At 73.0% G+C, this 23,723-nt stretch carries 18 protein-coding genes; 5 read left to right on the top strand and 13 right to left on the bottom strand.

The genetic code is table 11. The annotated features are described in order from the left end of the window. Positions 1 to 393 precede the first annotated feature (393 nt). From FRANEAN1_RS29270 to FRANEAN1_RS29260, 3 genes are all read right to left on the bottom strand, one after another. A complete protein-coding gene (locus tag FRANEAN1_RS29270; protein WP_020463359.1) occupies positions 394 to 2,157 on the bottom strand; it encodes a biotin carboxylase N-terminal domain-containing protein in 1,764 nt (587 codons plus the stop codon). Positions 2,158 to 2,291: 134 nt separating this feature from the next. After that, complete coding sequence (locus tag FRANEAN1_RS29265; RefSeq protein WP_020463358.1) at positions 2,292 to 2,543, bottom strand: acyl-CoA carboxylase epsilon subunit; 252 nt, start codon at positions 2,541 to 2,543, stop codon at positions 2,292 to 2,294. 81 nt (positions 2,544 to 2,624) lie between these two features. Beyond that, positions 2,625 to 4,220, bottom strand: coding sequence for an acyl-CoA carboxylase subunit beta (locus FRANEAN1_RS29260; RefSeq protein WP_041254905.1), 1,596 nt, complete (start codon positions 4,218 to 4,220; stop codon positions 2,625 to 2,627). 83 nt (positions 4,221 to 4,303) lie between these two features. On the opposite strand from FRANEAN1_RS29260, the gene FRANEAN1_RS29255 reads away from it, so the two are divergent. Together FRANEAN1_RS29255 and FRANEAN1_RS29250 are read left to right on the top strand one after the other, a co-directional pair. Further along, on the top strand, positions 4,304 to 5,233 hold the full coding sequence (locus tag FRANEAN1_RS29255) for a biotin--[acetyl-CoA-carboxylase] ligase (RefSeq protein WP_020463356.1): 930 nt from the start codon (positions 4,304 to 4,306) through the stop codon (positions 5,231 to 5,233). A 73-nt stretch (positions 5,234 to 5,306) separates the two neighbouring features. After that, a complete protein-coding gene (locus FRANEAN1_RS29250; protein ID WP_041254904.1) occupies positions 5,307 to 5,816 on the top strand; it encodes a PH domain-containing protein in 510 nt (169 codons plus the stop codon). 23 nt (positions 5,817 to 5,839) lie between these two features. On the opposite strand, the gene FRANEAN1_RS29245 is transcribed toward FRANEAN1_RS29250, so the two are convergent. From FRANEAN1_RS29245 to FRANEAN1_RS29225, 5 genes are all read right to left on the bottom strand, one after another. Next, a complete protein-coding gene (locus FRANEAN1_RS29245) occupies positions 5,840 to 6,520 on the bottom strand; it encodes a hypothetical protein (RefSeq protein WP_020463354.1) in 681 nt (226 codons plus the stop codon). After that, entirely contained in the window at positions 6,517 to 8,571 is a 2,055-nt protein-coding gene (locus tag FRANEAN1_RS29240; protein ID WP_157472838.1) for a hypothetical protein, read from the bottom strand. Before FRANEAN1_RS29240 ends, FRANEAN1_RS29245 begins: the two co-directional genes overlap by 4 nt. A gap of 229 nt (positions 8,572 to 8,800) precedes the next feature. Continuing rightward, on the bottom strand, positions 8,801 to 10,075 hold the full coding sequence (locus tag FRANEAN1_RS29235) for a hypothetical protein (protein WP_020463352.1): 1,275 nt from the start codon (positions 10,073 to 10,075) through the stop codon (positions 8,801 to 8,803). A gap of 426 nt (positions 10,076 to 10,501) precedes the next feature. After that, positions 10,502 to 11,104 carry a TetR/AcrR family transcriptional regulator C-terminal ligand-binding domain-containing protein gene (locus FRANEAN1_RS29230; protein WP_020463351.1) on the bottom strand — a complete coding sequence of 201 codons (603 nt, stop codon included), beginning with the start codon at positions 11,102 to 11,104 and terminating at the stop codon, positions 10,502 to 10,504. 245 nt (positions 11,105 to 11,349) lie between these two features. Next, positions 11,350 to 11,847 carry a GtrA family protein gene (locus FRANEAN1_RS29225; protein ID WP_041256638.1) on the bottom strand — a complete coding sequence of 166 codons (498 nt, stop codon included), beginning with the start codon at positions 11,845 to 11,847 and terminating at the stop codon, positions 11,350 to 11,352. A gap of 505 nt (positions 11,848 to 12,352) precedes the next feature. Here FRANEAN1_RS29225 and FRANEAN1_RS29220 point away from each other — a divergent pair. After that, entirely contained in the window at positions 12,353 to 12,931 is a 579-nt protein-coding gene (locus FRANEAN1_RS29220) for a carbonic anhydrase (protein ID WP_020463349.1), read from the top strand. Positions 12,932 to 12,973: 42 nt separating this feature from the next. Here FRANEAN1_RS29220 and FRANEAN1_RS29215 read toward each other — a convergent pair whose 3' ends face one another. The 4 genes from FRANEAN1_RS29215 to FRANEAN1_RS29200 all read right to left on the bottom strand — a co-directional run bounded on the left by FRANEAN1_RS29215 (position 12,974) and on the right by FRANEAN1_RS29200 (position 19,182). After that, positions 12,974 to 14,404 (bottom strand): UDP-glucose/GDP-mannose dehydrogenase family protein, encoded by a 1,431-nt coding sequence (locus FRANEAN1_RS29215; RefSeq protein ID WP_041256637.1) that lies wholly within the window; start codon positions 14,402 to 14,404, stop codon positions 12,974 to 12,976. A gap of 40 nt (positions 14,405 to 14,444) precedes the next feature. Continuing rightward, positions 14,445 to 15,410 carry a TIGR03089 family protein gene (locus FRANEAN1_RS29210; protein WP_020463347.1) on the bottom strand — a complete coding sequence of 322 codons (966 nt, stop codon included), beginning with the start codon at positions 15,408 to 15,410 and terminating at the stop codon, positions 14,445 to 14,447. A 202-nt stretch (positions 15,411 to 15,612) separates the two neighbouring features. Continuing rightward, entirely contained in the window at positions 15,613 to 17,139 is a 1,527-nt protein-coding gene (locus FRANEAN1_RS29205; RefSeq protein ID WP_020463346.1) for an LCP family protein, read from the bottom strand. A gap of 165 nt (positions 17,140 to 17,304) precedes the next feature. Continuing rightward, positions 17,305 to 19,182 carry an LCP family protein gene (locus FRANEAN1_RS29200; protein ID WP_020463345.1) on the bottom strand — a complete coding sequence of 626 codons (1,878 nt, stop codon included), beginning with the start codon at positions 19,180 to 19,182 and terminating at the stop codon, positions 17,305 to 17,307. A gap of 283 nt (positions 19,183 to 19,465) precedes the next feature. On the opposite strand from FRANEAN1_RS29200, the gene FRANEAN1_RS29195 reads away from it, so the two are divergent. Then, positions 19,466 to 20,536: a glucose-1-phosphate thymidylyltransferase gene (locus FRANEAN1_RS29195; RefSeq protein WP_020463344.1), complete on the top strand. Its 1,071-nt coding sequence runs from the start codon at positions 19,466 to 19,468 to the stop codon at positions 20,534 to 20,536. Positions 20,537 to 20,550: 14 nt separating this feature from the next. On the opposite strand, the gene FRANEAN1_RS29190 is transcribed toward FRANEAN1_RS29195, so the two are convergent. Then, entirely contained in the window at positions 20,551 to 22,590 is a 2,040-nt protein-coding gene (locus tag FRANEAN1_RS29190) for a hypothetical protein (protein ID WP_347176804.1), read from the bottom strand. A 79-nt stretch (positions 22,591 to 22,669) separates the two neighbouring features. On the opposite strand from FRANEAN1_RS29190, the gene rfbD reads away from it, so the two are divergent. Continuing rightward, complete coding sequence (rfbD, locus tag FRANEAN1_RS29185; protein ID WP_020463342.1) at positions 22,670 to 23,635, top strand: dTDP-4-dehydrorhamnose reductase; 966 nt, start codon at positions 22,670 to 22,672, stop codon at positions 23,633 to 23,635. Positions 23,636 to 23,723 lie beyond the last annotated feature (88 nt).

Raw genomic sequence — 23,723 nt, 5'->3', positions numbered from 1 at the left:
GGCAGAACCCGCGGCCATGACAACGGCCCGGATCGCCGCGCGCGAGCCGTCTGGCGCCCCGCGACGTCGCTGATCGGACGGCATCGTCCTCACCTGGACCTGTGCCTAGAGTGTGGCGGAGCTTCGGCGCCCCGAACCACGCGACACCACCGTGCGGCGCACCCGATCGGAGCACCCCGGCGGGAGCGTTCCGCACCGCGGCCGGTGCGCCGCCCACCGCGATCGAGCCGCCGCCCACTGTGATCGATATGAAGCCCAAAGTGATCGGATCGGAGTCCAGGACGATCGGGCCGGCGCTGATCGCGGATGGCCGCCACCGCCATCGCGGCCGTGTCGGAAACGGCGGCGGCGGCGCTCCCCGTCCGGGGAACGCCGCCGGTGGGCGTCGTTCGGTCAGTCCTTGATCTCGCAGAGAATGGCACCGCTGGTCACGACAGCCCCGACCGCTGCCGCGAGCCCGCCGACGGTCCCGGCCCGGTGCGCGTTGATGGGCTGCTCCATCTTCATCGCCTCGAGGACGACGATCAGGTCGCCGGCCTCGACGGTGTCGCCGTCGCTGACCGCGACCTTGACGATGGTGCCCTGCATCGGGCTGGTCAGCGCGTCGCCGGTGACCTTGGCCGCGGCCTTGCTCGCCGAGCGCCGCCTGGGTGCCGCGGCACCGGCGGAGACGGCCGCGCCGCCGCCCGCGCCGAACCCGGCGGGCAGGACGACCTCCAGCCGCTTGCCACCGACCTCGACGACCACGGTCTCCCGCGGGTCGGTCTCGGTGTCGGCGTCGGTGCCGCCGGCGAACGGCGGGATCGTGTTGTCGAACTCGGTCTCGATCCAGCGGTTGTGCACCCGGAACGGCTCGTCCGCCGCCTCCGGCGCGAACGCCGGGTCGCGTACGACCGCGCGGTGGAACGGCAGCGCGGTGGCCATGCCCTCGACGACCATCTCGTCGAGGGCGCGCCGGGCCCGCTCGAGGGCTTCCTGGCGGGTCGCCCCGGTGACGATGAGCTTGGCGAGCAGCGAGTCGAACGCCCCACCGATGACGCTGCCGCTCTCGACGCCGGTGTCCAGGCGGACCCCGGGGCCGGCCGGAGCCGTGAACGTGGTCACGGTGCCCGGCGCCGGGAGGAAGTTGCGACCCGGGTCCTCGCCGTTGATGCGGAACTCGATCGAGTGGCCGCGCGGGGTCGGGTCGACCGGGTCGAGGGCCTCGCCCTCGGCGATGCGGAACTGGGCCCGCACCAGGTCGACGCCGGAGGTCTCCTCGGTCACCGGGTGCTCGACCTGCAACCGGGTGTTGACCTCGAGGAAGCTGATCATCCCGTCCTTGGCGACGAGGAACTCCACCGTGCCGGCGCCGACGTAGCCGGCCTCGTGGATGATCGACTTGGACGCCTCGTACAGGGCGGTGTTCTGCGCCTCGGTGAGGAACGGCGCGGGCGCCTCCTCGACGAGCTTCTGGTAGCGCCGCTGCAGGGAGCAGTCCCGGGTGCCGACGACGACGACGTTGCCGTGCGTGTCGGCCAGGATCTGGGTCTCGACGTGGCGGGGCTGGTCGAGGTAGCGCTCGACGAAGCACTCGCCCCGGCCGAAGGCCGCGACGGCCTCGCGTACCGCGCTCTCGAACAGCTCGGGCAGCTCCTCGGCGCTCCACGCGACCTTGAGCCCACGGCCGCCGCCGCCGAAGGCGGCCTTGATGGCGACCGGCAGGCCGTGCTCGTTCGCGAACGCGACCACCTCGTCGACCCCGGCGACCGGGTCGGCGGTGCCCGGGGCGAGCGGGGCGCCGACGGCCAGCGCGATGTGGCGCGCGGCGGTCTTGTCACCGAGCCGGCGAATGGCCTCGGGCGGCGGGCCGATCCAGGTCAGCCCGGCGGAGATCACGGCTTCGGCGAAATCCGCGTTCTCGGAGAGGAAACCGTAGCCGGGGTGCACCGCGTCCGCGCCGGAGAGCTCGCACGCCTGAAGAATCTTGTCGATTCTCAGGTACGAGTCGCCGGGCGTTGTCCCGCCCAGCGCGTACGCCTCGTCCGCGACCCGGACATGCATGGCGTCGATGTCGGGCTCCGCATACACGGCGACGCTTGAATATCCCGCGTCGCGGCAGGCCCGCGCCACCCGGACGGCAATTTCCCCCCGGTTGGCGATGAGGATCTTACGCACGTTCCTCCCGTCCTCGTCCGGCCTGAGTCTAGGCGAGTCGGGCCGCACCATATTTCTTCTTTGCCATTCCGGCTCTGCCGGCGAGGGTGGGAAAGACCTGCCCCGCCGTCGACGCCATGATCGGTTTTGTCTGGTCACCCGCCCGCGGGGAAGCGTATGCCGCCCGTGCGGGCCGACCGGCTCCAGCCACCGGGCCCGGCCGCGACCCCGCCGCGCAGGCGGAACGCCGGGTCGGCCCAGGTGGACCTGACCCGTGCGGGCGGCGCGGCCGGGGCCGACCGTGCGGCCAGGACGGCCACGAGCGCGGCGATCTCCTCCGGGGTCGCGTCCCCGCGGACCAGCCGCAGGTGCGCCCGGCCGGGAAGCTCGTCGGGTCTGTCGGCCACCGGCCGTTCCTCCTCGGTCCTTTGTCGTTCGGTCCTTGGTCGTTCGGTCCCGCGATCCCGGCTCCGGCGGAATGCCGCGGCCTACAGCGGGATGTTGCCGTGCTTCTTCGGCGGGAGCGTCGCGCGCTTGGTGCGCAACAGGCGCAGCGCCCGGATGACCTCGCGCCGAGTCACCGACGGCGGAATGACGGCGTCCAGGTATCCGCGCTCCGCGGCGATGTACGGCGTCGCGAAATGATCGGTGTAGTCCTGGATCAGTTCGCTGCGGCGCTGCTCGGGCGCTTCCGAGCCGGCGAGCTCGCGGCGATAGATGATATTCACCGCGCCGCGGGCACCCATCACGGCGATCTCGGCCGTCGGCCACGCCAGGTTGATGTCGGCGCGCAGATGCTTCGAACCCATGACGTCATAGGCGCCGCCATAGGCCTTCCGTGTGATGACCGTCACCTTGGGAACGGTCGCCTCGGCGTAGGCGTAGATGAGCTTGGCGCCGCGCCGGATGATGCCGTTCCATTCCTGCGACGTTCCCGGCAGGAAGCCGGGAACGTCCACGAACGTCAGCACCGGGATGTTGAACGCGTCGCAGGTGCGCACGAAGCGCGCGGCCTTCTCGCTGGCGTCGATGTCCAGGGTGCCGGCGAACTGCATCGGCTGGTTGGCGACGACGCCGACCGAGCGGCCGTCGATGCGCCCGAAGCCGACGATCATGTTCTGTGCGAACTGGGCGTGGACTTCGAGGAAGTCCTCCTCGTCCAGGATCCGCTCGATCACATGGTGCATGTCGTACGGGGTGTTCGGCGAATCCGGGATGAACGTGTCGAGCTCCGGGTCGACCTCGGCCTCGACGTCGGCGACCTCGGTGTAGGCCGGCACCTCGTCCATGTTGTTCGACGGCAGGTAGGACAGCAGGGCGCGGGCCAGCTCCAGGCAGTCGGCCTCGTCCGCGGCCTGGAAGTGCGCGACGCCGCTGCGGGAGTTGTGGGTGGTGGCGCCACCCAGCTCCTCCATGCCGACGTCCTCGCCGGTGACCTCTTTGATCACGTCCGGGCCGGTGATGAACATGTGACTGGTCTGGTCGACCATGAGCGTGAAGTCGGTGATCGCGGGTGAGTACACCGCGCCGCCCGCACACGGGCCCATGATCAGCGAGAGCTGCGGCACGACGCCGGACGCCATGACGTTGCGGTAGAAGATCTCCCCGTACAGGCCGAGCGAGACGACGCCCTCCTGGATCCGCGCGCCGCCGGAGTCGTTGATACCGACGACCGGCACTCCCGTCCTGAGCGCGAGATCCATAATCTTGACGATCTTCTCCCCGAAGACCTCGCCCAGGCTCCCGCCGAAGACGGTGAAGTCCTGGCTGAAGACGCAGACCTGGCGGCCGTCCACCGTGCCGTAGCCGGTGACGACGCCGTCGCCGTAGGGGCGGTTGCGGTCCATCGCGAAGTCGTGCGAGCGGTGGCGCGCGAACGCGTCCGTCTCCACGAACGAGCCGGGGTCGAGGAACGCCTCGATCCGCTCCCGGGCCGTCATCTTTCCCTTGGCGTGCTGCGCGTCCACCGCGCGCTGCGAACCGGCATGGACGGCCTCGTCGGTCACCGCTTGCAGCCGGGCGAGGCGGCCGGCTGTGCTGTGCGGTTCGGGCGTCGGTTCTTGCGGGGAAGCCGGGAGAGCCATACCGCGAAGCGTACGGCGGTCGGTGGTCCACGTGCTCGATTGATGTGGAGACCGTCTCACCATGCCTCTGGGAAGGTGGTCCCGTGCCAGTGCATCCCGCCGAATCCCCCGGGCGGCGAACGGCCCCTGTCGAGCCGGCCATCTCGCCCCCTGTCGCAGGTCACAGCCCAGCCCCGGCGGTGCCGCCAGGGGCACGACGGCCGCTGGACACCGACACTCTCCGCCCGCTCGCCGCCCGCCTCGGGCTGGCGCTCGCCGTCGTCGACGAGATCGACTCGACCAACGCCGAGCTCGGACGGATCGCCCGCGGCCTGCCCGGCGCGGTGGGACTGCCCGCGGTCACCCGCCCGCCCACGGTTACGGACGGTGCCCCGGCCGGGCTTGTGCTCGCCGCCGAGCGGCAGACCGCGGGCCGCGGGCGGCTCGACCGCTCCTGGGAGTCAGCGGCCGGCGCCGGGCTCATGGTGTCCGTGCTGGTGCGCCCCGAGATCGAGCCCCGGTGGCTCGGCTGGCTGCCGATGGTCGTCGGCACCTCGCTCGTACGCACGCTGCGCAGGTACGCGGGCGTGCCCGCGGTGCTGAAATGGCCGAACGACGTGCAGGTCGACGGGGCGAAGCTCGCCGGCATTCTCGTGGAGCTGGCGCCGAGCCCTGCTGTGCCGCCGGCGGCCGTAATCGGGTTCGGGCTGAACGTCACCGCCCGCGCCGCGGAGCTGCCGCCGCGCTCCACCAGCCTGCTGCTGCTCGGCGCCGACCCCGCCCGCCTGGACCGCTCCGCCCTGCTCGGCGCCCTGCTGACCGACCTCGTCGATGCGTTGGGCCGGTGGGAGGCGGCGCCCGAGCGGGCCCGCGGGGAGTACCGCGACACGTGCGCCACGCTGGGCCGGCGGGTCCGCGTCGAGCTTCCGGACGGGACGTCCACGCACGGCACGGCGACCGACGTCGACGAGCTCGGCCGGCTCATCGTCGACGGGCAGGCGTTCAGTGCCGCCGACATCGTCCATCTGCGCTGACGACGGCTGTGTTGTGCCAGCTGGGGGCGGCCCACCGGTGTGCCGCGGTCGTCCGGGATGCGACGATCAGGCGGTGGCGTTCCCCGACGACGTTCTGACCGACGACGAAGATGTGGTCCTCCACCTGCACCCGCACTGGGGCAGCCTGGTGGTGCCGGCATTCTCCGTCGTCGCCGCGCTCGCCCTCACGACCTTCGGCGTGTTCTTCGTTCCGGACGGCTTCCTGCGTGAGGCGGTCCAGTACCTCATCCTCGCCCTGGGGCTGGCCGCCATCGGGTACTTCGGAGCGGCCCCCTGGCTGCGCTGGATCACCACCCACTATGTGATCACGACCGAGCGGCTGATGATCCGTGAGGGGATCGTGACCCGATCCGGGCGCGACATCCCGCTCGTCTGGCTCAACGACGTCTCCTATGAGCAGAGCCTGCTCGACCGGATGCTCAGCGCGGGGACGCTCTCCATCGAGAGCGCTGGCGAGCGTGGGCGGATGGTCCTCTCACACGTCCCGCGGGTCGAGGATGTGCACGCCACGCTGTACGAGCTGGCCGAGGCGGCGGACGGCCGCCGCCGCTCCGGCGGCTGACCGGATCACCACCGGGCCACGGCTCAGAGCGGGTCGAAGCCGCGCCACCAGGTGATCAGCCCGGCCGGGTCGTCGCTCTGCGCGACGAACGCCACCCGCTCGCTGTCGATCGTCCAGTAGGCGGCGAAGCGGCCGGGGGCGGCCTGGCAGACGAAGGTGCCCGTGCGCCGGGACGGCAGCAGGTACGCCTCGGTGCTGGTCTGGCCCGCCTCGCAGGAGCCGCCGTCCACGATCGCCGCCGCGCGCCGGGCCGCATCGGAGGCCACGGCCGCCTCATCGATGTAGCCGAGCACGAGGACGTCTGCCGGCGGCGCCCCGGAGGCCGCCACCCCCGGCACGCACCGCAGCGCGGCCTGGACGCCGGCCGCCCGCGGGTCGGCCGGGTCGCCCGATCCGCCCGGGGCGGCGGCCTCGGTGGTCGCCCCCCGGCAGCCGGTGATCTCGAACGAGGACAGTCGGGCCGCCAGCTCGCGCTCAGGGCCGTCCAGGTCCGCCGGCTCGGGCGAGGTACTCGTGCCCCGGGGGCCCGGTGGCGCGGAGACCGTCGCCGGCGGCTGTGATCTCCCGGTGTCCGGTTCAGCCGAGGTGGACGGCCCGCCGGCCGCGCGGGCGATCAGCACGCCCGCCGTGGCGACGGCGGCCAGGGCCAGCCCGCCGGGGATCAGGACGCGCGTCCGCCCGCCCGCCGGCAGGAGCCGCCTCATCGGCGGATGGGGTCAAACGTCTGCCACCAGGTGACCAGCCGCTTCGGGTCGGAATCCGACGCGGAGAACGCGACCAGGTCATCGTCGATGGTCCAGAAGGTGATGAAGCGCTGGGCGAACAGGTAGCACAGCCGCGACCCGCCGTTGGGCTCCAGCGGCGAGTTCCACTCCTCGGAGCTCTGTTGGCCGTTGTCGCAGTTGCCGACATCGGTGTAGTAGGTCTCGCGTGCCCCGATCTGGCGGTCGAGCGCGGAGTGGTCCGGGAAGTGGTAGGCCGTCACCGTCACGCCTTCGGCGCCCACGCACTGCAGCGTGGCGTCCGCGTAGGCGCCGTCGCTGACCGGCGGCGTCTCGCAGCCCGTCATCGTGACCGGGTTGAGCAGCGAGCGCAGGGTGTCCTCGGGGCTGCTGGTCTGCGGCGCCGGCTGCTCCTGCCCCGCCGGGGCTTCACCGGGGACGTCCGTGGGGACGCCCGCGGCCGCGGGAGGGATCGAGGTGGCGGTCGTCTCGGCGCTGTCGTCCCCGCGGGTCGCCAGCACGATGCCGATGACCGCGCCGATCACGATCACGGCGGCCACGGCGGCAATGATGATCACGCCGCGGCTCGGCCGGCCGGCCGGCTCGGGCACCTGACCACCGTCGCCGACGGGCGGGAGCCCCGATCCGGACGGGTACTCCGAACCGGCCGGGTACCCGGAGCCGGCCGAGAAGTCGGAGCCGGCCGGGTACCCGGATGAGAACTCGGACTCCGGCGAGCGGCCGGACCCCGGCGGGGGGTCGCCGGCCGCGCCGTCCCTGGTCATCGTGATGTCGGGCGGGATCGCCGGCAGCAGACCGCCGCCGGACGGTGAGTCGAGATAGCTGGGCGGCGGCACCGGCCAGACGGGCCCGTCCGTGATACGGCCGGGGGGCGGCAGCATCGGGCGTCGCATGGTGAACGACTCCCTGGGCGGCGGCGGCAGCGGATGCGGCCCGGTCAGGGGCGGGAACCCGGAAGACCGGTCCTCGCGGTTCCCGTCGTCGGACGCGTGGGCGGCCGGCTCGTGGCGAGTGCTCTCGGCGCGGCCGGCGTCGGCGTCGGCCGTCAACCCGGGGCCGTCCCCGGCGGGGGAGTCTGCCCGGTCCGGGACGGCGGGGGGCGGCCCCGGCGGGGCGAGCCGGTAGGTCAGCTCGTCGTCCGGCGGCTTGACCTGGGCCTCGGCCGGCGTGGGCGACGCTGCGGGCCCGGGGTCCTCCGCGGCACCGGGGCCACCGGGGGAGTCGGCCCACCCGGTGGGAGCGCCGGCGGGTCCTGGTGGGTCGGCCGGTCCTGGGGGGAAGGGCGTTCTGGGCGGGTTCCCCTGGCCCGGTGGGATCGGCGGGAGGTCCGGCCCGGGCTGCCCGTACGGGGCCGGCTGCCGGTACAGCGGCCGGCCGGCCGGCACCTGCCCGTAAGGCGACTGGCCATACGGCGGCTGCCCGGGCTGCCCGGGCGGGACCTGGCCGGGTGGCAGTGGCTGGCCGTACGGGGCCTGGCCGGGCGGCGGCTGGCCGTAGGGCGCGTGCGGCGCCGGTGGTCCGAACTGCCCGGGCGGCACAGCCGGGCCTGGCGACCCGGGCCCCCGGGGCGGCCCGCCCTGGCCGGGTGGCACCGGCGGCGGGGGCGGGAAGCCACGGTCACCGGAGTGGGGTGGGTAGCCGGTGCCGGGCCCCGTGCCGGCAGGCGGCCATCTCGGCCCGCCCGGTCCTCCCTGCGCGGGCGGCTGCGGACCGGCGTGCGGACCAGGGCGCAGACCAGGGAAGCCACCGGGAGCGGGACCGCCGCCGAACGACACCGGACCACGCGGAGGCACCGGCGAGCCCGGAGGCGGTCCGGTCCACCCCGGTTCGCCGGGTGGCGGGGCACTGAGCGAGAGGCCGGTCCGCGCGCCGTCCGGCCTCAGTATCTGCGTGCTGTCCAGCTCGTCCTCGATGTCCGCGGCGGTCTGCGCGTCGTCACGCGACGAGAGCGGGCCTGCCGGCGGCTCAGGGACGGGCGACACGCCGTCGTCGCCGGGGCCATGGCTGGGCACGATTCCTCCCGAGAGGGGATCTGGCCGGAATAGATGCTGCCGGGACGGATGATGGCACCATGCTGATGATGCCGCGCGTCACAGGGTAGGCACACGGTTCCGCCGGATCGTCCCGAGGCGTCCCGACCAGGGCCCTGTTGCGCCGGTGACGGGCCGTCCGCGGCGGGCGCTGGGCATCCGGCGGGAGCCCGGCGGGATCCGGGTGCCGCCGCCGGATGCCGGCGGCCGCTCAGCCTCGCGGGATCGGGTCGAACTTGGCCCACCACTCGTACAGCGCGGAGGCGTTGTCGTTCAGCGCCATGAACGAGACCTGATCGCGGTCATAGGTCCAGAAGATGAAAAAACTGTTCTCGTAGTAGTAGCAAAGGGCCGTGCCCTCGGTCTGACCTTCCTTGAAATTCCACGTGAAGATGTCGGGGTCACCGGATGCGCAGTCACCCTGGTCGTCGACCTGCGTCTTCCGGAACTCGACGTCGTTGTCGAGGTGCGAGGCGTCCACATAGTGGTAGGCGGCGACGAGCTGGCCGTTGTCGGCGGTGCAGAACAGCGAGGCGTCGATGTCCTCGTCCTCGCCGCCCGGGTTCGCCTCACAGTCGGTCATCGTCGTCGGGTCCAGCTTCGCGAGCAGCGCCGACTGCGCCGCCGTGAGCGCGCCGGAGCTCGCCGACGGGGACGCCGACGGCGACGCCGACGCGCTGGTCGGAGCCGGTGACGGGCTGGCACTGGGGCTCGTGGAGGCGGACGGGGTCAACGATCCCGAGGCGACGGGCGGCGACGGCTTGTCGTCGGAGCCGCCGGTCGCGACCAGCGCGACCGGAATCGCGATGGCGAGTGCCACGGCCGCGGCCACCGCGATGATGATGATGTTGCGGCGCTTGTTCGGGTCGGGCGCGCCGGGGCCCCCCGGGCCGCCCGGGTAGCCGCCGCCGGGCGGGTAGCCCTCGTAGCCCGGCTGGCCGTATCCGGGCTGCTGGTAGCCCTCGGTCTGGTAGCCCTGCTGGCCGTATCCGGGCTGCTGGTAGCCACCCGTCTGCTGGTAGCCCTGCTGGCCGTAGTCGCCGTAGCCGGGCTGCTGGTAGCTCTGGCCCGTCTGGCCGTAGCCCTCCGCGCCCGGCGCGGCGCCGTAGCCCGGAGGGAAGGCCTGGGTCTGCTGGTAGCCCTGCTGCCCTGGCGGGTTCTGCTGGCCGTAGCCCTCGTATCCGGGCTGGCCGTATCCAGGCTGCTGGTAGCCCTGCTGGCCCGACTGGGGCTGGCCGTAGCCCGCGCCCGGCTGCTGCGCGTAGCCACCGGTCGACCCGTAGCCGGGCTGCTGGTAGCCGCCCTGCTGGTAGCCGCCTGCCGCGCCGTCGTCGACGCGCCGCGTCGCCTCGTCACCGGGGTGCGCCGCGTAGCCGCCGTCGTTCACGAGCCGGGTCTCGGCGTCGTCGCCGTAGCCCTGGCCACCGCTGTCGACCCGCCGAGTCTCGGCGTCCGGGTCCTGCGAACCCGGGTTCGGTGGCTGCATGACGTTCCTCCTGATGTGCCTATGTCGCCCGCGTCGACGGTCGGCATGGACCGTGGCCGGCGGTGGAGCGGCGGTACCTGAGACCGCCCCGCGGGACGGCGCCGTATGGGCTGGGCGCCGAGGCGCCGGGCGTTTGCGGGCGCCCGGTCCTCCCCCGTCTCCGAAGGGCGTCGAGCGCGTGCCCGCGGAGGGTCTTGTGAGGGTTCGACACCAGGCGCCGGCTCAAGCGTAGGAGTTCCGTGTTGATAACGGAGGCGCGGGTCGTATTTCGGACATGACTGATCGGTTCTGGTTCTCGCACCGTCACAGCACGGAGCGGATGCGTCGCCGATCTCCCGCGGACCTGTCCCGCTGTTGTCCCGCCGCCGCGGTCTCCAGGTGGCCCGCTACCAGCGGGCCCGTTTCAGAGCTGGCCGGGCCCCGCGGTCAGCCGCGGCTGGCGTAGGCGATGATCACGTCGTCCACGACGTGCTCGATGAAGGCGGAGTCGACCGGGTCCCCGGTGATGAGCAGCCGCTGCAGGATCAGCGCGGTGCCGATCTCCATCAGGATGGCCGGGTCGGCCTCCGGGGTTATCTCACCGCGCGCGATCCCCCTGGTGATGATGACCTCGGACATCATCTTGCGCTGGCTCCACATGCGCTCGCGCACGGCGGCGCGCAGCTCCGGATTGCGCGGCATCTCGGAGACCATCTCGGCCATGATCCGGCCCTGCTCACTGCCGACCAGCTCATGGAACGCGGTCAGGAACAGGATCATCTCGGTCCGCAGCGAGCCGCTGTCGGGGATCTGCAGCGTTTGTTCGGTGAACTGGGTGATCGAATCCATCACCAGCGCGACCTTGGACGGCCAGCGCCGGTAGATGGTGGCCTTCCCGGCCTTGGCGCGGGTGGCGACCCGGTCCATGGTCACGCCGTCGTAGCCGTGCTCCGCGAGCAGCTCGAGGGTCGCCTGGCGGATCGCGCCGTCGCGGCTCTCGTCGCGCGGGCGACCGCCCGGCCGGGGCGATGCGAGCGTCGGCCGCGTCACGGCGCACCCTCCTGGCTCTCGAACCGGCTGCGCGGCGGTCCCGGTGAGCGAGTCACCACTGGTGGAGAACCGGGCACGCTGTGCATGGGCTGGCCTCGAGAGCCTAGCGCAGCCGGGCGCCAGGAGAACTGATCGGTACCGGAACCCCATGGTTCTCTTAGAGTCCCGATGGGATGAGAACGGGACAGGGCGCCGTCCGGCGCCGGGTCGCGAAGGACCCGGAGCCTTGCGGCGCCCTGGGTGGATCAGGCCTGGCCGGCGGGCTCGGGGACCCGGTCGGCCTTCACCGGAGGTACCACCACCTTTGGGTGGTCCGGGTGCAGGAAGACGTATTTCTTGTACGCCCAGAAGCGGAAGACTGTGCCCAGTCCGGTGCCCAGGACGTTCCCGAACAGGTTGAACGCGAGCACGCCCTCGAGGTGGAGCACGTACTTCGCGAAGCCGAGGCAGGCCAGTGCGATAGCCAGCCCGACCGCGTTCAGGATCACGAAGAGCGTGTACTCCCGGCGCAGGCCCGTCCGGGCGCGGTGGTTGAACGACCATTGCCGGTTGCCGACGTATGAGCAGGTCGCCGCGACCACCGTCGACACGGTCTTCGCGCTGAGCGGGCCCATCCCGAGAAGGGTGTGGCACAGGTTCGAGACGGCGAAGTCGATCGCGTAGCAGACCGCGCCGACGACGCCGAACTTGCCCACCTCATGGATGAGGACCTGAAGTGGTGAACGTGGAACCCGATGGCTCACCACGGGCGGCGCCGATCGACTTCGAGAACATCGATTTTGACCACCAGGAGAGACTACCGACGACCTGTGCGGCGCCATCTGCCACCCCCGAATGCGCACTCCGCCGACGCCTGTCCGGTCGCCGTCCCGAATCGTCCGTTTACCAACTGGCGTCCGTTCCTTGAGGGGAACCGCGCCCGCCGCCCGGGCGCTCCGCCGGGTTCGCCGCCCTGGGGCGCCTGTCATCGTGCCCCGGCCGGGCCAGGTGCGCCGGCCGGGAGCGATGCCTCGGCGCGGCCAGGGCAAAGACAACGTCAGGTGACGGGTCACTGCCTTAGTGTTCCCAGCTGTGCGCTGCGTGATACGTCGGCACTCCTGGGCGTGTCCCGTGATCCGACGCACCTGCCCGATCGCGGCAGATGGGTGGCGGTGGACGTCCCGTCCACTGCATTCTTGTCAGAGTGGCAAGCCTCCGCGGCGGTGACGCCGTGTGAGCGACGTAACCGACGGAGGTGACCCCCCGGTCATGAGCGCGCCCGAAGAACTCGGACACGCCCAGGGCACGACCGACATCCTGCTGGCACGTGCGGCGAGCTTCGCCGCACGGCGCCGCGCGGCGGGCGGCGGCTCGGCCCGGCCGGCCAGCCCGGCCACCGGCGTGGCAATCGTGGCCTGCATGGACGCCCGCATCAACCTCGAGGCGATCTTCGGCCTCGCGGAGGGCGACGCGCACATCCTGCGCAACGCCGGCGGGGTGGTGACCGAGGACATCGAGCGATCGCTGGCCGTCAGCCAGCACGCACTCGGGACCACCGAGATCATCCTGATCCACCACACCAGGTGCGGCATGGAGACGCTCACCGACGACGGCTTCCGCGCCTCACTGGCCGAGCGGACGGGTGTGCGTCCGACGTGGCGGCTCCAGTCGTTCACCAGCGCCGCGGAGGACGTCTGGCGTTCGGTCACGGCGCTGCGCTCGTCACCGTTCCTGCGCGCGTCGACCTCAGTGCGCGGGTTCGTGTACGACGTCGAGACCGGTGAGCTCGATGAGATCACCGAGAGCCCACAGCCGGCCGCGTGCGCGCCCACCCAGGCGACCGCCTGACCTGCGCGGCTGAGCCCCGGCTGGCTGAGCCCCGGCTGACGGTCAGGCCGGTGGACGGCCGAGCGCGTAGTACGCCCACCCGGCCCGGCGCCAGGCCGGGCCGTCGAGCGCGTGCCGGCCGTCGACGACGACCCGCCCGGCCACCCGCGGGGTGAGCGCGTCCGGGTCCAGGTCGCGGAACTCGGTCCACTCGGTGAGCACCGCAAGCGCGTCCGCGCCGGTCGCCGCCTCGTGCGCGGACGGCGCGTACTCCAGCTCGGGGAAGCGCCGCCGGGCGTTGGCCATCGCGGCCGGGTCGTACACGACCACCCGGGCGCCGGCCCGGTGCAGCTCGGCGGAGATCTCCAGGGCGGGCGAGTCGCGGATGTCGTCCGAGTTCGGCTTGAACGCCGCGCCGAGCACCGTGATCCGCCGGCCCTCCGCGCGGCCCCCGAGTGCCCTGGTGATCAGGGCGACGGTCCGCTCCCGGGCCCGCAGGTTGATCCGGTCGACCTCGGCCAGGAAGCCCAGCGCCGGGCCGGCGCCGAGCTCGGCCGCCCGCGCATGGAAGGCCCGGATGTCCTTGGGCAGGCAGCCGCCGCCGAAGCCGATCCCCGGCCGCAGGAACCTCCCGCCGATCCTGGCGTCGTGGGAGAGCGCCCGCGCCAGGCTCGTCACGTCTCCGCCGGCGGCGTCGCAGACCTCCGACATCGCGTTGATGAAGGAGATCTTGGTCGCCAGGAAGGCGTTCGCCGCGACCTTCACCAGCTCGGCGGTGGCGTAGTCGGTGACGATCACGGGCGTGCCGGCCTCGATCACCGGCGCGTAGACGGCCCGCAGCACCGCCTCCCCGCGCCCGCCCGGCCGGACGCCGAAGACCAGCCTGTCCGGGCGCAGCGTGTCGTCGACCGCGAACCCCTCGCGCAGGAACTCCGGGTTCCACGCCAGCTCGACTCCGCCCGGCGCCGGCTGTGCCGTCCGTGCCCGGCCTGTCCCCGTTCCGCCTGGCGCCGCCTCGCCCGTCCGGGCGCCGCCCGGCCCGGTGCCGCCGGTTCCCGCTGCCAGCCGGCGCGCGAGCCGCTCGGCGCTGCCCGCCGGCACCGTCGACTTGCCGACCACGAGCGCGTCCGGCCGCAGGCCGGCGCGGATCAGTGTCTCGACGGCCGCGTCCACGTAGGTCATGTCGGCGGCGCCGTCACCGGCCCGCTGCGGCGTGCCGACACAGATGAAGTGGACGTCGGCCCACCCGGCGACCTCGGCCGGGTCGCAGGTGAACGACAGCCGGCCCGCCTCCAGGTTCTTGCGCAGCAGCTCCTCGAGCCCCGGCTCGAAGAACGGCACCTCGCCCGCGCCGAGTCGGCGGACCTTGTCGGCGTCCGTGTCGAGCCCCACGACCTCATAGCCCAGCTCGGCCATGCAGACCGCGTGCGTGGCGCCGAGGTAGCCCGTCCCGACCACGCCGATGCGGCGGACGGCCGGCAGGCCGCCCGTCATGAGCGGCCGGGGGACCGCGGGCCGCCGGGTCACGTCGTCGCTACCGCCGCCGGGCATGCGCGTCGACGGGGTCGATGGGACGAACCCCGGCCGGCAGGGCTTCGGTGAGTGGCCCCGGCACGGACCAGTCCACCGCGGTGATCCGTTCGCTGTCGGCCCGGCGGGCCAGCGCCGCCGGCTCGATGCTGTCCAGGTTGCGGCACAGCACGACCGACGCGCCGCTGACCAGCGGGATGAGGATCCCGGTGAGCAGGCCGGCGGCGGTGGCGGGCCCGGCCGCGGTGAGGATCCGGTCGTCCGGGCCCAGCCCGGCGCGGCGGGCGGCGCTCTCGGCGATGCGGATCAGCTCCGCCTGGCCCGCGGGCGGCGGCGGCGCCGCGTAGCGGTCGCCGTGCGGCGGCACCTCGACCGCGTAGTCGAGCACGCCCGGCACCGGACGCCGCAGCCGGCCACCGAGCGGACGCAGCGACAGCGCGACGATCTCGTCGACGCCCAGTCCGGTGGCGATCTCGAGCCGGTCCTCGCTGACGAAGACGACACCGAGCTCCTCCGGAGCGGTGCCGGCGCCGGTGTAGCCGCCGGCGCCGGTGACCGGCGGCCCGGCACCCTCCGCTCCCTCGGCTCCCTTGCCGCCGGGGCCGCCGTCCGGCGTCTCCGGGCCGACGGCGACATGCACGTCGAGCCCCGCCGACCAGGCCGCCAGCAGGATGACGCAGGTCGTCCAGTGCGCCGGCAGGTCGACGCCCACCGCGTCCCCGGGCGTGAGGCCGACCGTGTCACCGAGCAGGTTCGCCGTCTTCGCCACCCAGTTGTCCAGCGTCGTGGTGGAGAACTCCACCCGCTCGCCGGTGGCGTCGTCGTAAAAAGTGATCATCGGACGCGCCGGGTCGCGCGCGAGCCGCGCGGCGAGCGCGGCGGCCACCCCGGGGAACCGCGCGGGCGGCGCGTCGGGCGGCACGGAGCCGCCGGGAAGGATCGACGGTGCTGGGACGAACCGGACGTCCAACGGTTCCGGTCTCCAATCCGGTCGTTCGTCGGCGGGCGGGTGGGCCCGGCGGTGGTCGGGTTCCGGCGAGCTGAGCGCCGGCGATCCGCCGCGGGCGGTAACGCTACCGACTCCCGTCCCCAGCTCGGACGTCCACAGGCACGACACGGCGCGGACGCCGTTCGCGTACCGGGGATCGGGCCCCCTCAGCCGGGCTCGGCGGTCAGGGGGTGCAGGAGGTGTCGGCGGGCACCGGCACCGCCGATGCCGTCCCAGCGGCGGTGCCGGGGAGCGGCGTCGTGCCGGGGACCGCGGTGCGGTCGGCCGTCGTGCCGGCGGACGCTGTGCCGGCGGACGCTGTGCCGCTTGGGCTGGCGGAGGGGGAGGCCTGCGCCGTTCCCCCCGGCGTGGTTGCCCCCGGCGCGGCGCCGGCGGCCACGGAGACGCCCGGCGCTGTGGGCGATCCGGAGCCGCCGCCGTTCTCGGCCGTGGCCCGCATCGGGCCCACGATCGCCTCCAGGCCGGCCGGGTCGTGCAGGAGGACCATGCCGTGCGGTGGGATCGTGCCCATCTCGTCGACGGCGCCGTCCGAGGGCAGCGGGACATACGTCGGGATCGTGATGAACCGCAGGCCGCCCGGGCCGAGCTCGCTGATCCGCTTCGCCAGCCGGAGCATCTCCGTCTGGGTCAGGCTGTCACTGATCTGCAGCGCGCCACCGACGGCGCCGAGCAGACTGGTGATCCGCGCGGGATTGGTGAGCACACCGGCGCTCGTCGCCGCGTCGAGCAGCCGGGAGAGGAACTGCTGCTGGCGCAGGATGCGCAGCCGCTCCTCGCCCAGCGCCTTGCGGGTGCGGACGAACGCCAGCGCCTGGTCGCCGTTGAGCCGGTTCTCGCCGAGCTGGCCCCGCCACCCCGACTCCCGGTCCCGGAGGTTGCGGGTACTGCCGTCGGGCAGCGGCAGGACGCATACCGTGACGCCGCCGACGGCATCCGTCATCGCGCGGAAGCCGGCGAGGTTGATCGAGACGGTGTGGTCGATCTTGAGCCCGGTGAACGCCTCGAGGGTCGAGATCAGGCCGGGCACGCCCGCGAGCGGGATGACGTCCGCGATTTTCGACAGGCCGTCCGGGGCGGTGGCGGCGGCCGCGGGCACGACGGGCACAAGCGTGTCGCGCGGGAAGGACACCAGCGTGACGGAGCGGTCCGCGTCGAAGTGGGCGACGATCGTCGTGTCCGCCCGGGTGCCGCCCGGGTCGCCGAACTCGCCGTGGGTGCCCTCCCTGCTGTCGTTGCCGAGCAGGAGAACGTTCAGGTCGCCCGGGACCACCGCGGGCCGGGCGCCGGCGACGGGCGTCCAGTCCTTGCGGTCGATCGCGCTGTCGAAGTGCCGGTAGGCCGCCCACCCGACCGACGTGGCCCCCAGGACGCACAGCGAGATCATCGCGACCAGCGTGACGGACAGCCGGCGCAGCGGCGAGCGCCGCCGCCGGACAAGACGCGGGCTCAGCTCGGGTGGCAGCGCGGCGTGCGACCCGATCGCGGGCGTCGGCTCCGCGAGGCGCGCCTCCGTGAAGTACGGCTCCGCGGAACACGGCTCTGGGAGATTCGGCTCCGCGACGCGCGCTTCCCGGAAGTGCGGCTCGCGTGGGCTCGGTGGACGCCAGGTCGCGGGCGCGGGCGGCTCGGCCGCATCCGACCAGGTCAGGTCGGATCTTTCGGCTGAAAGCTCGTCTCTCGGGCGTCTCATCGCAGATTTCAGACGCCCGGTGATGTCCGGTGGTTGTTTGGGGTGATCCGAGGGTGGTGTGTGACGCCCCGCACATTCGCGCCGTTCGCCGGCGCCGTGGGCGGCCCGCGGATAGGGGCCGCCCACGGCCGGATCGGCGCGCCGCCGGTCAGGAGGTGCAGTCGGTCAGTACGTGCAGCCGGTGGTCAGCTCGGTCGCCGTCACCGGGGCGGTCGGCCTGGTGGGGGCTCCGGACAGGGCCGGGCCCGCGGACCCCGTCGAGGCGCTGCCCGGTGCCGACGGGCGCATACCGGAGACCGCTCGGGCCCCGGCCGCGGGGACGCCGGTCGCGTCCACCTTCTCGAACGACTCGCCCAGCACCAGGGAGATCCGGTCGGCCAGGTCGTCGTCGCGGACAAGCCTGGCGTCGGGCACGACGGCCCGCACGGCGCGCGCCGCCGCCTCGCCGCCGGGCCCGTACCGCACCTCGCTGGTCTGCAGCGAGCCGGCGGGCCAGTCCCGCGGGGTTCCGACGCGGAACCCGAGACTGGCGAGGTCACTGCGCACGGCCGCTGCGAGCCCCCCGACCCGCGCGGCGTTGAACACGTCGACGGAAACCTCGCCCGGGGGCGACGCCGGCGGGGCGGGGACGGCCGTCGGGCTGGTGCCGTCCCGGCCGCGCAGCGGCGCCAGGAACGCGTCGAGCTGCGCCTGGTCGTAAAGCTGCACGGAACCGAACCGGGGCAGCTCGCCGAGCGCGTTCCCGCCCTCGGCCGGCGACGGCGCGTGCACGGGGATCGTCACGAACCTGATCTGGTCGGAGCTCATCGACCCCATCCGCTTCGCGAGCAGCCGGAGATCCTCGATGTCCGTTCCGTCGTCGATGGTCAGCGCCCGCGTCACCGCGCTGATCAGGTTCTCCAGCCGGGCCGGGCTCGTCAGCACGCCGTCGCTGGTGGCCTTGCGGAAGACCGCCCCGATGAACTGCTGCTGCCGGCGGATGCGGTCGAAGTCGTTGTCGGGCAGGCCGTGGCGCTGGCGGACGAACGCGAGGGCCTGGTCGCCGGTCAGGTGGTTCTCGCCGACCCGCCCCCGCCACTGGGACCACTCGTCACGCAGGTTCGTCCGCCGCCCGTCCGGCAGCGCCTTCACACAGACCGTGACCCCGCCGATCGCGTCGGTCATCTCGCGGAACCCGGCGAGGTCGACCGACACGTAGTGGTCGACACGGATGTCGGTGAGGTTCTCGATGGTCCGGACCAGCAGCCCCGGGCCCCCGATGGAGATCGCCTGGGTCAGCTTGTCCCGGCCGTGCCCGGGGATGCGCACGAGGGTGTCGCGCGGGAACGACACCAGGGTCGTCGTCCCGTTCGCGTCGAGGTGGGCGAGGATCGTGGTGTCCGAACGCTGGCCGGCGACCTTGCCGCCGCGCTGGAACTCGCCCCCGGTGCCGGCCCGGCTGTCCGAGCCGACGAGCAGGAAGTTGGTCGTCCCCTCGACGGGGCTTGCGGGCCGGTCGCCGTCCAGGCTCAGCCGCAGCCGGTTGATCTGGCGGTCGAAGTGCTCGTAGACGGCGAACCCGCCGACGGCGAAGGCGAAGATCAGGCACGACAGGATGGCGGAGACGACGACGGCGAGCCGCGACGCCACGCCACGCCGCCGACCGGCCGACCCCGGGAGCCACCCTGACCCGTGGCCGTGGCCGTGGCCGTGGCCGTGGTCGGTGCTGTGGTCGTGGTCGGTGGTGTCGTCGTGGACGCCGTCCTGGGCGTGGTCCTGACTCTGCTCCAGGTGCTGCTCCCGGGTTCGGGCGTCCGGGCCGGCCTCGCCCGGGTTCCGGCGCTGGAGCCTGTCCCAGCCGCCGCGGCGCTGGTTCGGTCTCGGCTCGGTGAGCTCGGTCTCCGACCCGTCCTGGTTCGAGTGGGTGACCTCGCGCTGGCGCGAGCGTGCGTGCGGCCGTGACCTCGGCCGGCGCCGCCCGCCCGCTGCGGGGTCGGAGCCGGTGCGGGGCGACTCAGGCCACTGTCGGGGCCCTGTCGAGGCGCGCGGTCCAGCGCCGGTCACCGCGTCCCCCCTCTGTGGTGTGCCGGGTATCTCGGCGTGCCTGTCGGTCGACCGGCCTGCCCGTCGGACGGCTGGCACGCCGGTCCGCGGTGACGGCGACCCGCACCCCTTGGTTACTCAACGTACCCGGAACGTGACGGCGTAAGCGCTCATGGGTCGGCGTCCGCGTGGACTTGTCGAGGGGGAAGGCCGACGTGGGCATCTGGCTGTGGCGTGCATCACGTTTTGGTTACTTTCCGTCAGGGCCTGTCTCCTGGAGCGACCCACGATAGGGTTTCGGATCATGAAGGCACTCGTGCTCGCCGGTGGCTCCGGGACCCGTCTTCGGCCGATCACCCACACCTCGGCCAAGCAACTCGTGCCCGTCGCCAACAAGCCGGTGCTGTTCTACGGGCTCGAGGCGATCCGCGGCGCCGGGATCACCGATGTCGGGATCATCGTCGGCGAGACGGCGGCCGAGATCGAGAACGCGGTTGGTGACGGATCGCAGTTCGGCATCACCGTCACCTACATCCGCCAGGAGGCGCCGCTCGGTCTGGCACACGCCGTCCTCATCGCGCGGGACTTCCTCGCCGACGAGCCGTTCGTGATGTACCTCGGCGACAACATGATCATCGGTGGGATCTCCGGGCTGGTCGAGGAGTTCCGGCACACCACCTCCGATGCGCTCATCCTGCTCACCAAGGTCGACAACCCCTCGGCGTTCGGCGTCGCCGAGCTGGGAGCGGACGGCCGGATCATCCGGCTCGTCGAGAAGCCCGCCGACCCGCCGAGCGACCTCGCGCTCGTCGGCGTCTACATGTTCGGTCTCGCGATCCACGAGGCCGTCCGCTCGATCAAGCCCTCAGGACGCGGCGAGCTCGAGATCACCGAAGCGATCCAGTGGCTCGTGGACGGCGGCTACGACGTCGCGCCGCACCTTGTCGAGGGCTACTGGAAGGACACCGGCCGGCTCGACGACATGCTGGAGACCAACCGGCACATCCTCGAGTCAATCGAGCCCGCGATCCACGGCACCGTGGACGAGCACAGCACCATCGTCGGCCGGGTGGTGATCGAGGAGGGTGCGTCCCTGGTGCGCTCGACGGTGCGCGGCCCGGCGATCATCGGCCGCGGCACCCGGCTCGTCGACACCTACGTAGGCCCCTTCACCTCGATCTACCACTCGTGCGTCGTCGAACGAACCGAGATCGAGTACTCGATCGTGCTCGAGCGGGCCACCATCCGCGGCATCGGCCGCATCGAGGACTCCCTGATCGGGCGGGACGCCGAGGTCGTACCGTCGAGCGCTCTCCCCAAGGCGCACCGCCTGATGATCGGCGATCACTCCCGGGTCTCGGTCGCAACGAGCTAGCAGCTGGGAGGCGGTCAGCCGGCAGGCGTGCTGACGGAAGCGCGGTCGCGCAGGGCCGGGATGAGGGCCAGCGTGAGGGCGGTGATCCAGAGCAGCGCCGTCCCGGCGAGAACGGTGATCGTGACGCCCACGGGGAGCGGCGCCCAGCGGGCGATGGCGGAGACGACGTCCGGGATGCGGGCGGGAGTGAAGGAGACCTGGCGCGGCAGCCAGTAGTAGCTGCACACGGCGAGCAGGGCGAGGGCCTGCATGACAAGCCCGCCGACCAGCATGATCACCGGCGCCCACCGGGCACGCGCGCCCAACAGCCGGCCGAGCCCGGCGACCGCGACGACCGCGAGGCCGACGATTCCCAGGTACAGGTAGCGGCCCTGGACGGCGATGCCGCGGGTGTAGCGCTCGTACTCGGCCCAGCTCCGCTGCCCGACCATCAGGTACGCGAAGGCAACAGGGGCGAGCAGTACCAGCGGCGCCGCCAGCCGAGCCAGTCGAGCCTGCCAACCGGGTGTCCCGGCGGGGGACGGGGCGCGACGGACGGCAGTGATCACGGCGAGGGCGCACAGCGCGGTCGTGACCACTGTGGCGGCGACGATCGCGACCGGGGAGAGCTGTGGTGGCTCGAACATGCCGAGACCGCCCCAGAACCTGCTGATCATCGTCCGGACGAAGTACCAGAACCAGGTGAGGAACGAGTCGGGGAGCAGGAGAGGCTCGCGGCGCGGCGGGTTCGTCGCCCAGCCGTTCGGCTGGAGGGCGTCGTACAGCAGGTAGTTGCGGACCCACCACCAGCCGCCGATGGCCAGCCCGAGCCCGACGGCGATCGCCGCCGGCAGCACCGGCAGCACCGGCAGCCGGCCCCGGGGCCCGCCCCGAACCGACTCGGCTCCGGGTTCGGAGCCGGCTGTAGCTGCGGACGTCCGGGCTCGCCGGGTGTGGAGCCAGCCGACGAGGTAGGCGGCGGCGATCGTGAACGGGAGGGCGAAGGCGAACGCCTTGGACAGCATGGCCACGCCGAACCAGACGCCGGCCCACCCCGCGGTCCGCTTGCGCAGGTCGCCGCGTACGACGCCGGCCAGGACCATGGTGAGGGCACCGGTCGCCAGGATGAGGATGCCGTCGTTGTTGAAGGTCGCGCCGACCCTGGTGAACCCGGGTATCGCCAGCGGAAGGGCTGCCGCGGCGGTGGCGAGCGGGCCGCGCAGGCCGAACCGGCACGCCGCGGCCCAGGCCAGCAGGGGCAGCGGGGCCACGATCAGGATGTTGAGCAGCCGCAGGACCAGCACCTGCTGGTCGTAGGCCCAGTTCTCGGAGCCGGGCAGTGCCTCCAGCAGGCCCGCTCCGATCGCGTAGACGAGCGGCGGATGCTGGATCATCTGGTTGGACAGCCGGCCGTCGTCCACCGGGGTCGGCCCGCCGAGCTCGTCGAACGACTGCCGGGCGTCGCGCGGGGTGGGGGCGATCTCCGCGAACGACGGGGAGCCACGCCGCTTGCCGCCGGACTGGAACATGTCCTGGAACCGGCCGCGGTCGAAGTCGTCGGATGTCGCCGCGACCCCGGTGGCGATCATCTTCTCGCCCGGTGCCGGCCAGCCGGCCCCGTGCTGCAGGCCGTAGACCATGTCGACGTGCTGGGCCTCGTCGTAGCCCGTCCAGGTCGTGTACACGAACGAGTAGGTCACGAGCAGGGCCACATGCAGTGCGGTGATGAGCAGGACGATCACCGGAACGCGCCGCGGTCGCCGCGGAGGCCGGGCCGCGGACGCCGCCACGCCTGGTGCGGGCACGTCCGGCGCGGGCGGGGCCGGTGCCGGAACGGCAGGCACCGGAACGGCAGGCACCGGAACGGCAGGCACCGGAACGGCAGGCACCGGAACGGCAGGCACCGGAACGGCAGGCACCGGAGTGGCCGGTGCGGCTGGCACGTCCGGGCCGGGAGGCGCCTCGAGGTCAGCTGGCTCTTCCCTGAAGGCGGTTGTCGCCTCCTCGGTGCCCGCGCCGGCCGGGCCGCCTGACCTGCGGGGCTGATCCTCGCGCAGGTCGGGCTTTTCGGTCATTGGCGTCTCGGGCGTCACCGGGATCAGGGTAGCCGCACCCTTCTCGGGCCGGCCGGTGCCGTCCGGCCGACTGCGCGTGATGGCGACGTCACTGTCGGGGTGTCGCCGGCTGTTCGTATACGTCTGCCAGACTCGCGGGGTGCGCATCCTCGTCACTGGTGCCGGTGGACAGCTCGGTAGCGACCTGTGTCGTCTCCTCGACGCTCAGTCGCAGGTTGACAACCCGCGAGTACGGGCCTGGTGCGGGCTCGCCCGATCCGAACTCGACCTCGCCGACGCGGCCCAGGTGCGTGCGGTCATCGCTGACCAGGCCCGGCCGGCGAAGATCCAGGGCGGGCTCGCCGTGATCAACACCGCCGCCTGGACGAACGTGGACGGCGCCGAGTCGGACGAGGCGGGCGCGTACGCCGTGAACGCCACCGGCGCGGCCCATCTGGCCGCCGCGTGCGCCCAGGCCGGTGCGGCGCTCGTCCACCTTTCCACCGACTACGTCTTCGACGGTGACGCGACCAAGCCCTACGAGACGGACGACCCGCCGGCGCCGGTGTCGGTGTACGGCCGGACGAAGCTCGCGGGGGAGGAGGCCGTCCTGGCACTCTGCCCGGAGTCGTACGTCGTGCGGACGGCGTGGGTGTACGGGCGTACCGGCGGCAACTTCGTGAAGACGATCGCCCGGCTGGCCCGGGAGCGCGACGAGCTCGCCGTCGTCGCGGACCAGCACGGCAGCCCGACCTGGTCGGTCGACCTCGCCGCCGGCCTGCTCGACCTGGTCACCGCGCGCCCGGCGCCCGGGGTGTACCACTGCACCGCGGCCGGGGAGACGACCTGGTACGGCTTCGCCCGCGCGATCGTCGCCGCGCTCGGCCAGGACCCGGCGAAGGTCAGGCCGACGACGACGGAGGAGTTCCCCCGCCCGGCGCGCCGGCCGGCCTACTCGGTGCTCTCGGCCCGGTCCTGGCTGGACGCCGGCCTGCGGCCGCTGCGCTCCTGGGACGACGGCTTCGCCGCCGCGTTCGCCGAGTTCGGCGCCGAGCTGCGGGGCTGACACCGGCACGGCCACTGCCACTGCCACGGGCCGCCCGGCCCTCGACCAAGCCGGGCACTCGTCGCCGGTGCCGATCTCGGCTGACGTC

Origin of the sequence: Parafrankia sp. EAN1pec (assembly GCF_000018005.1) — a bacterium.
Classification (GTDB): domain Bacteria; phylum Actinomycetota; class Actinomycetes; order Frankiales; family Frankiaceae; genus Parafrankia; species Parafrankia soli.
This window is presented reverse-complemented; position numbering and strand designations above follow the sequence as displayed.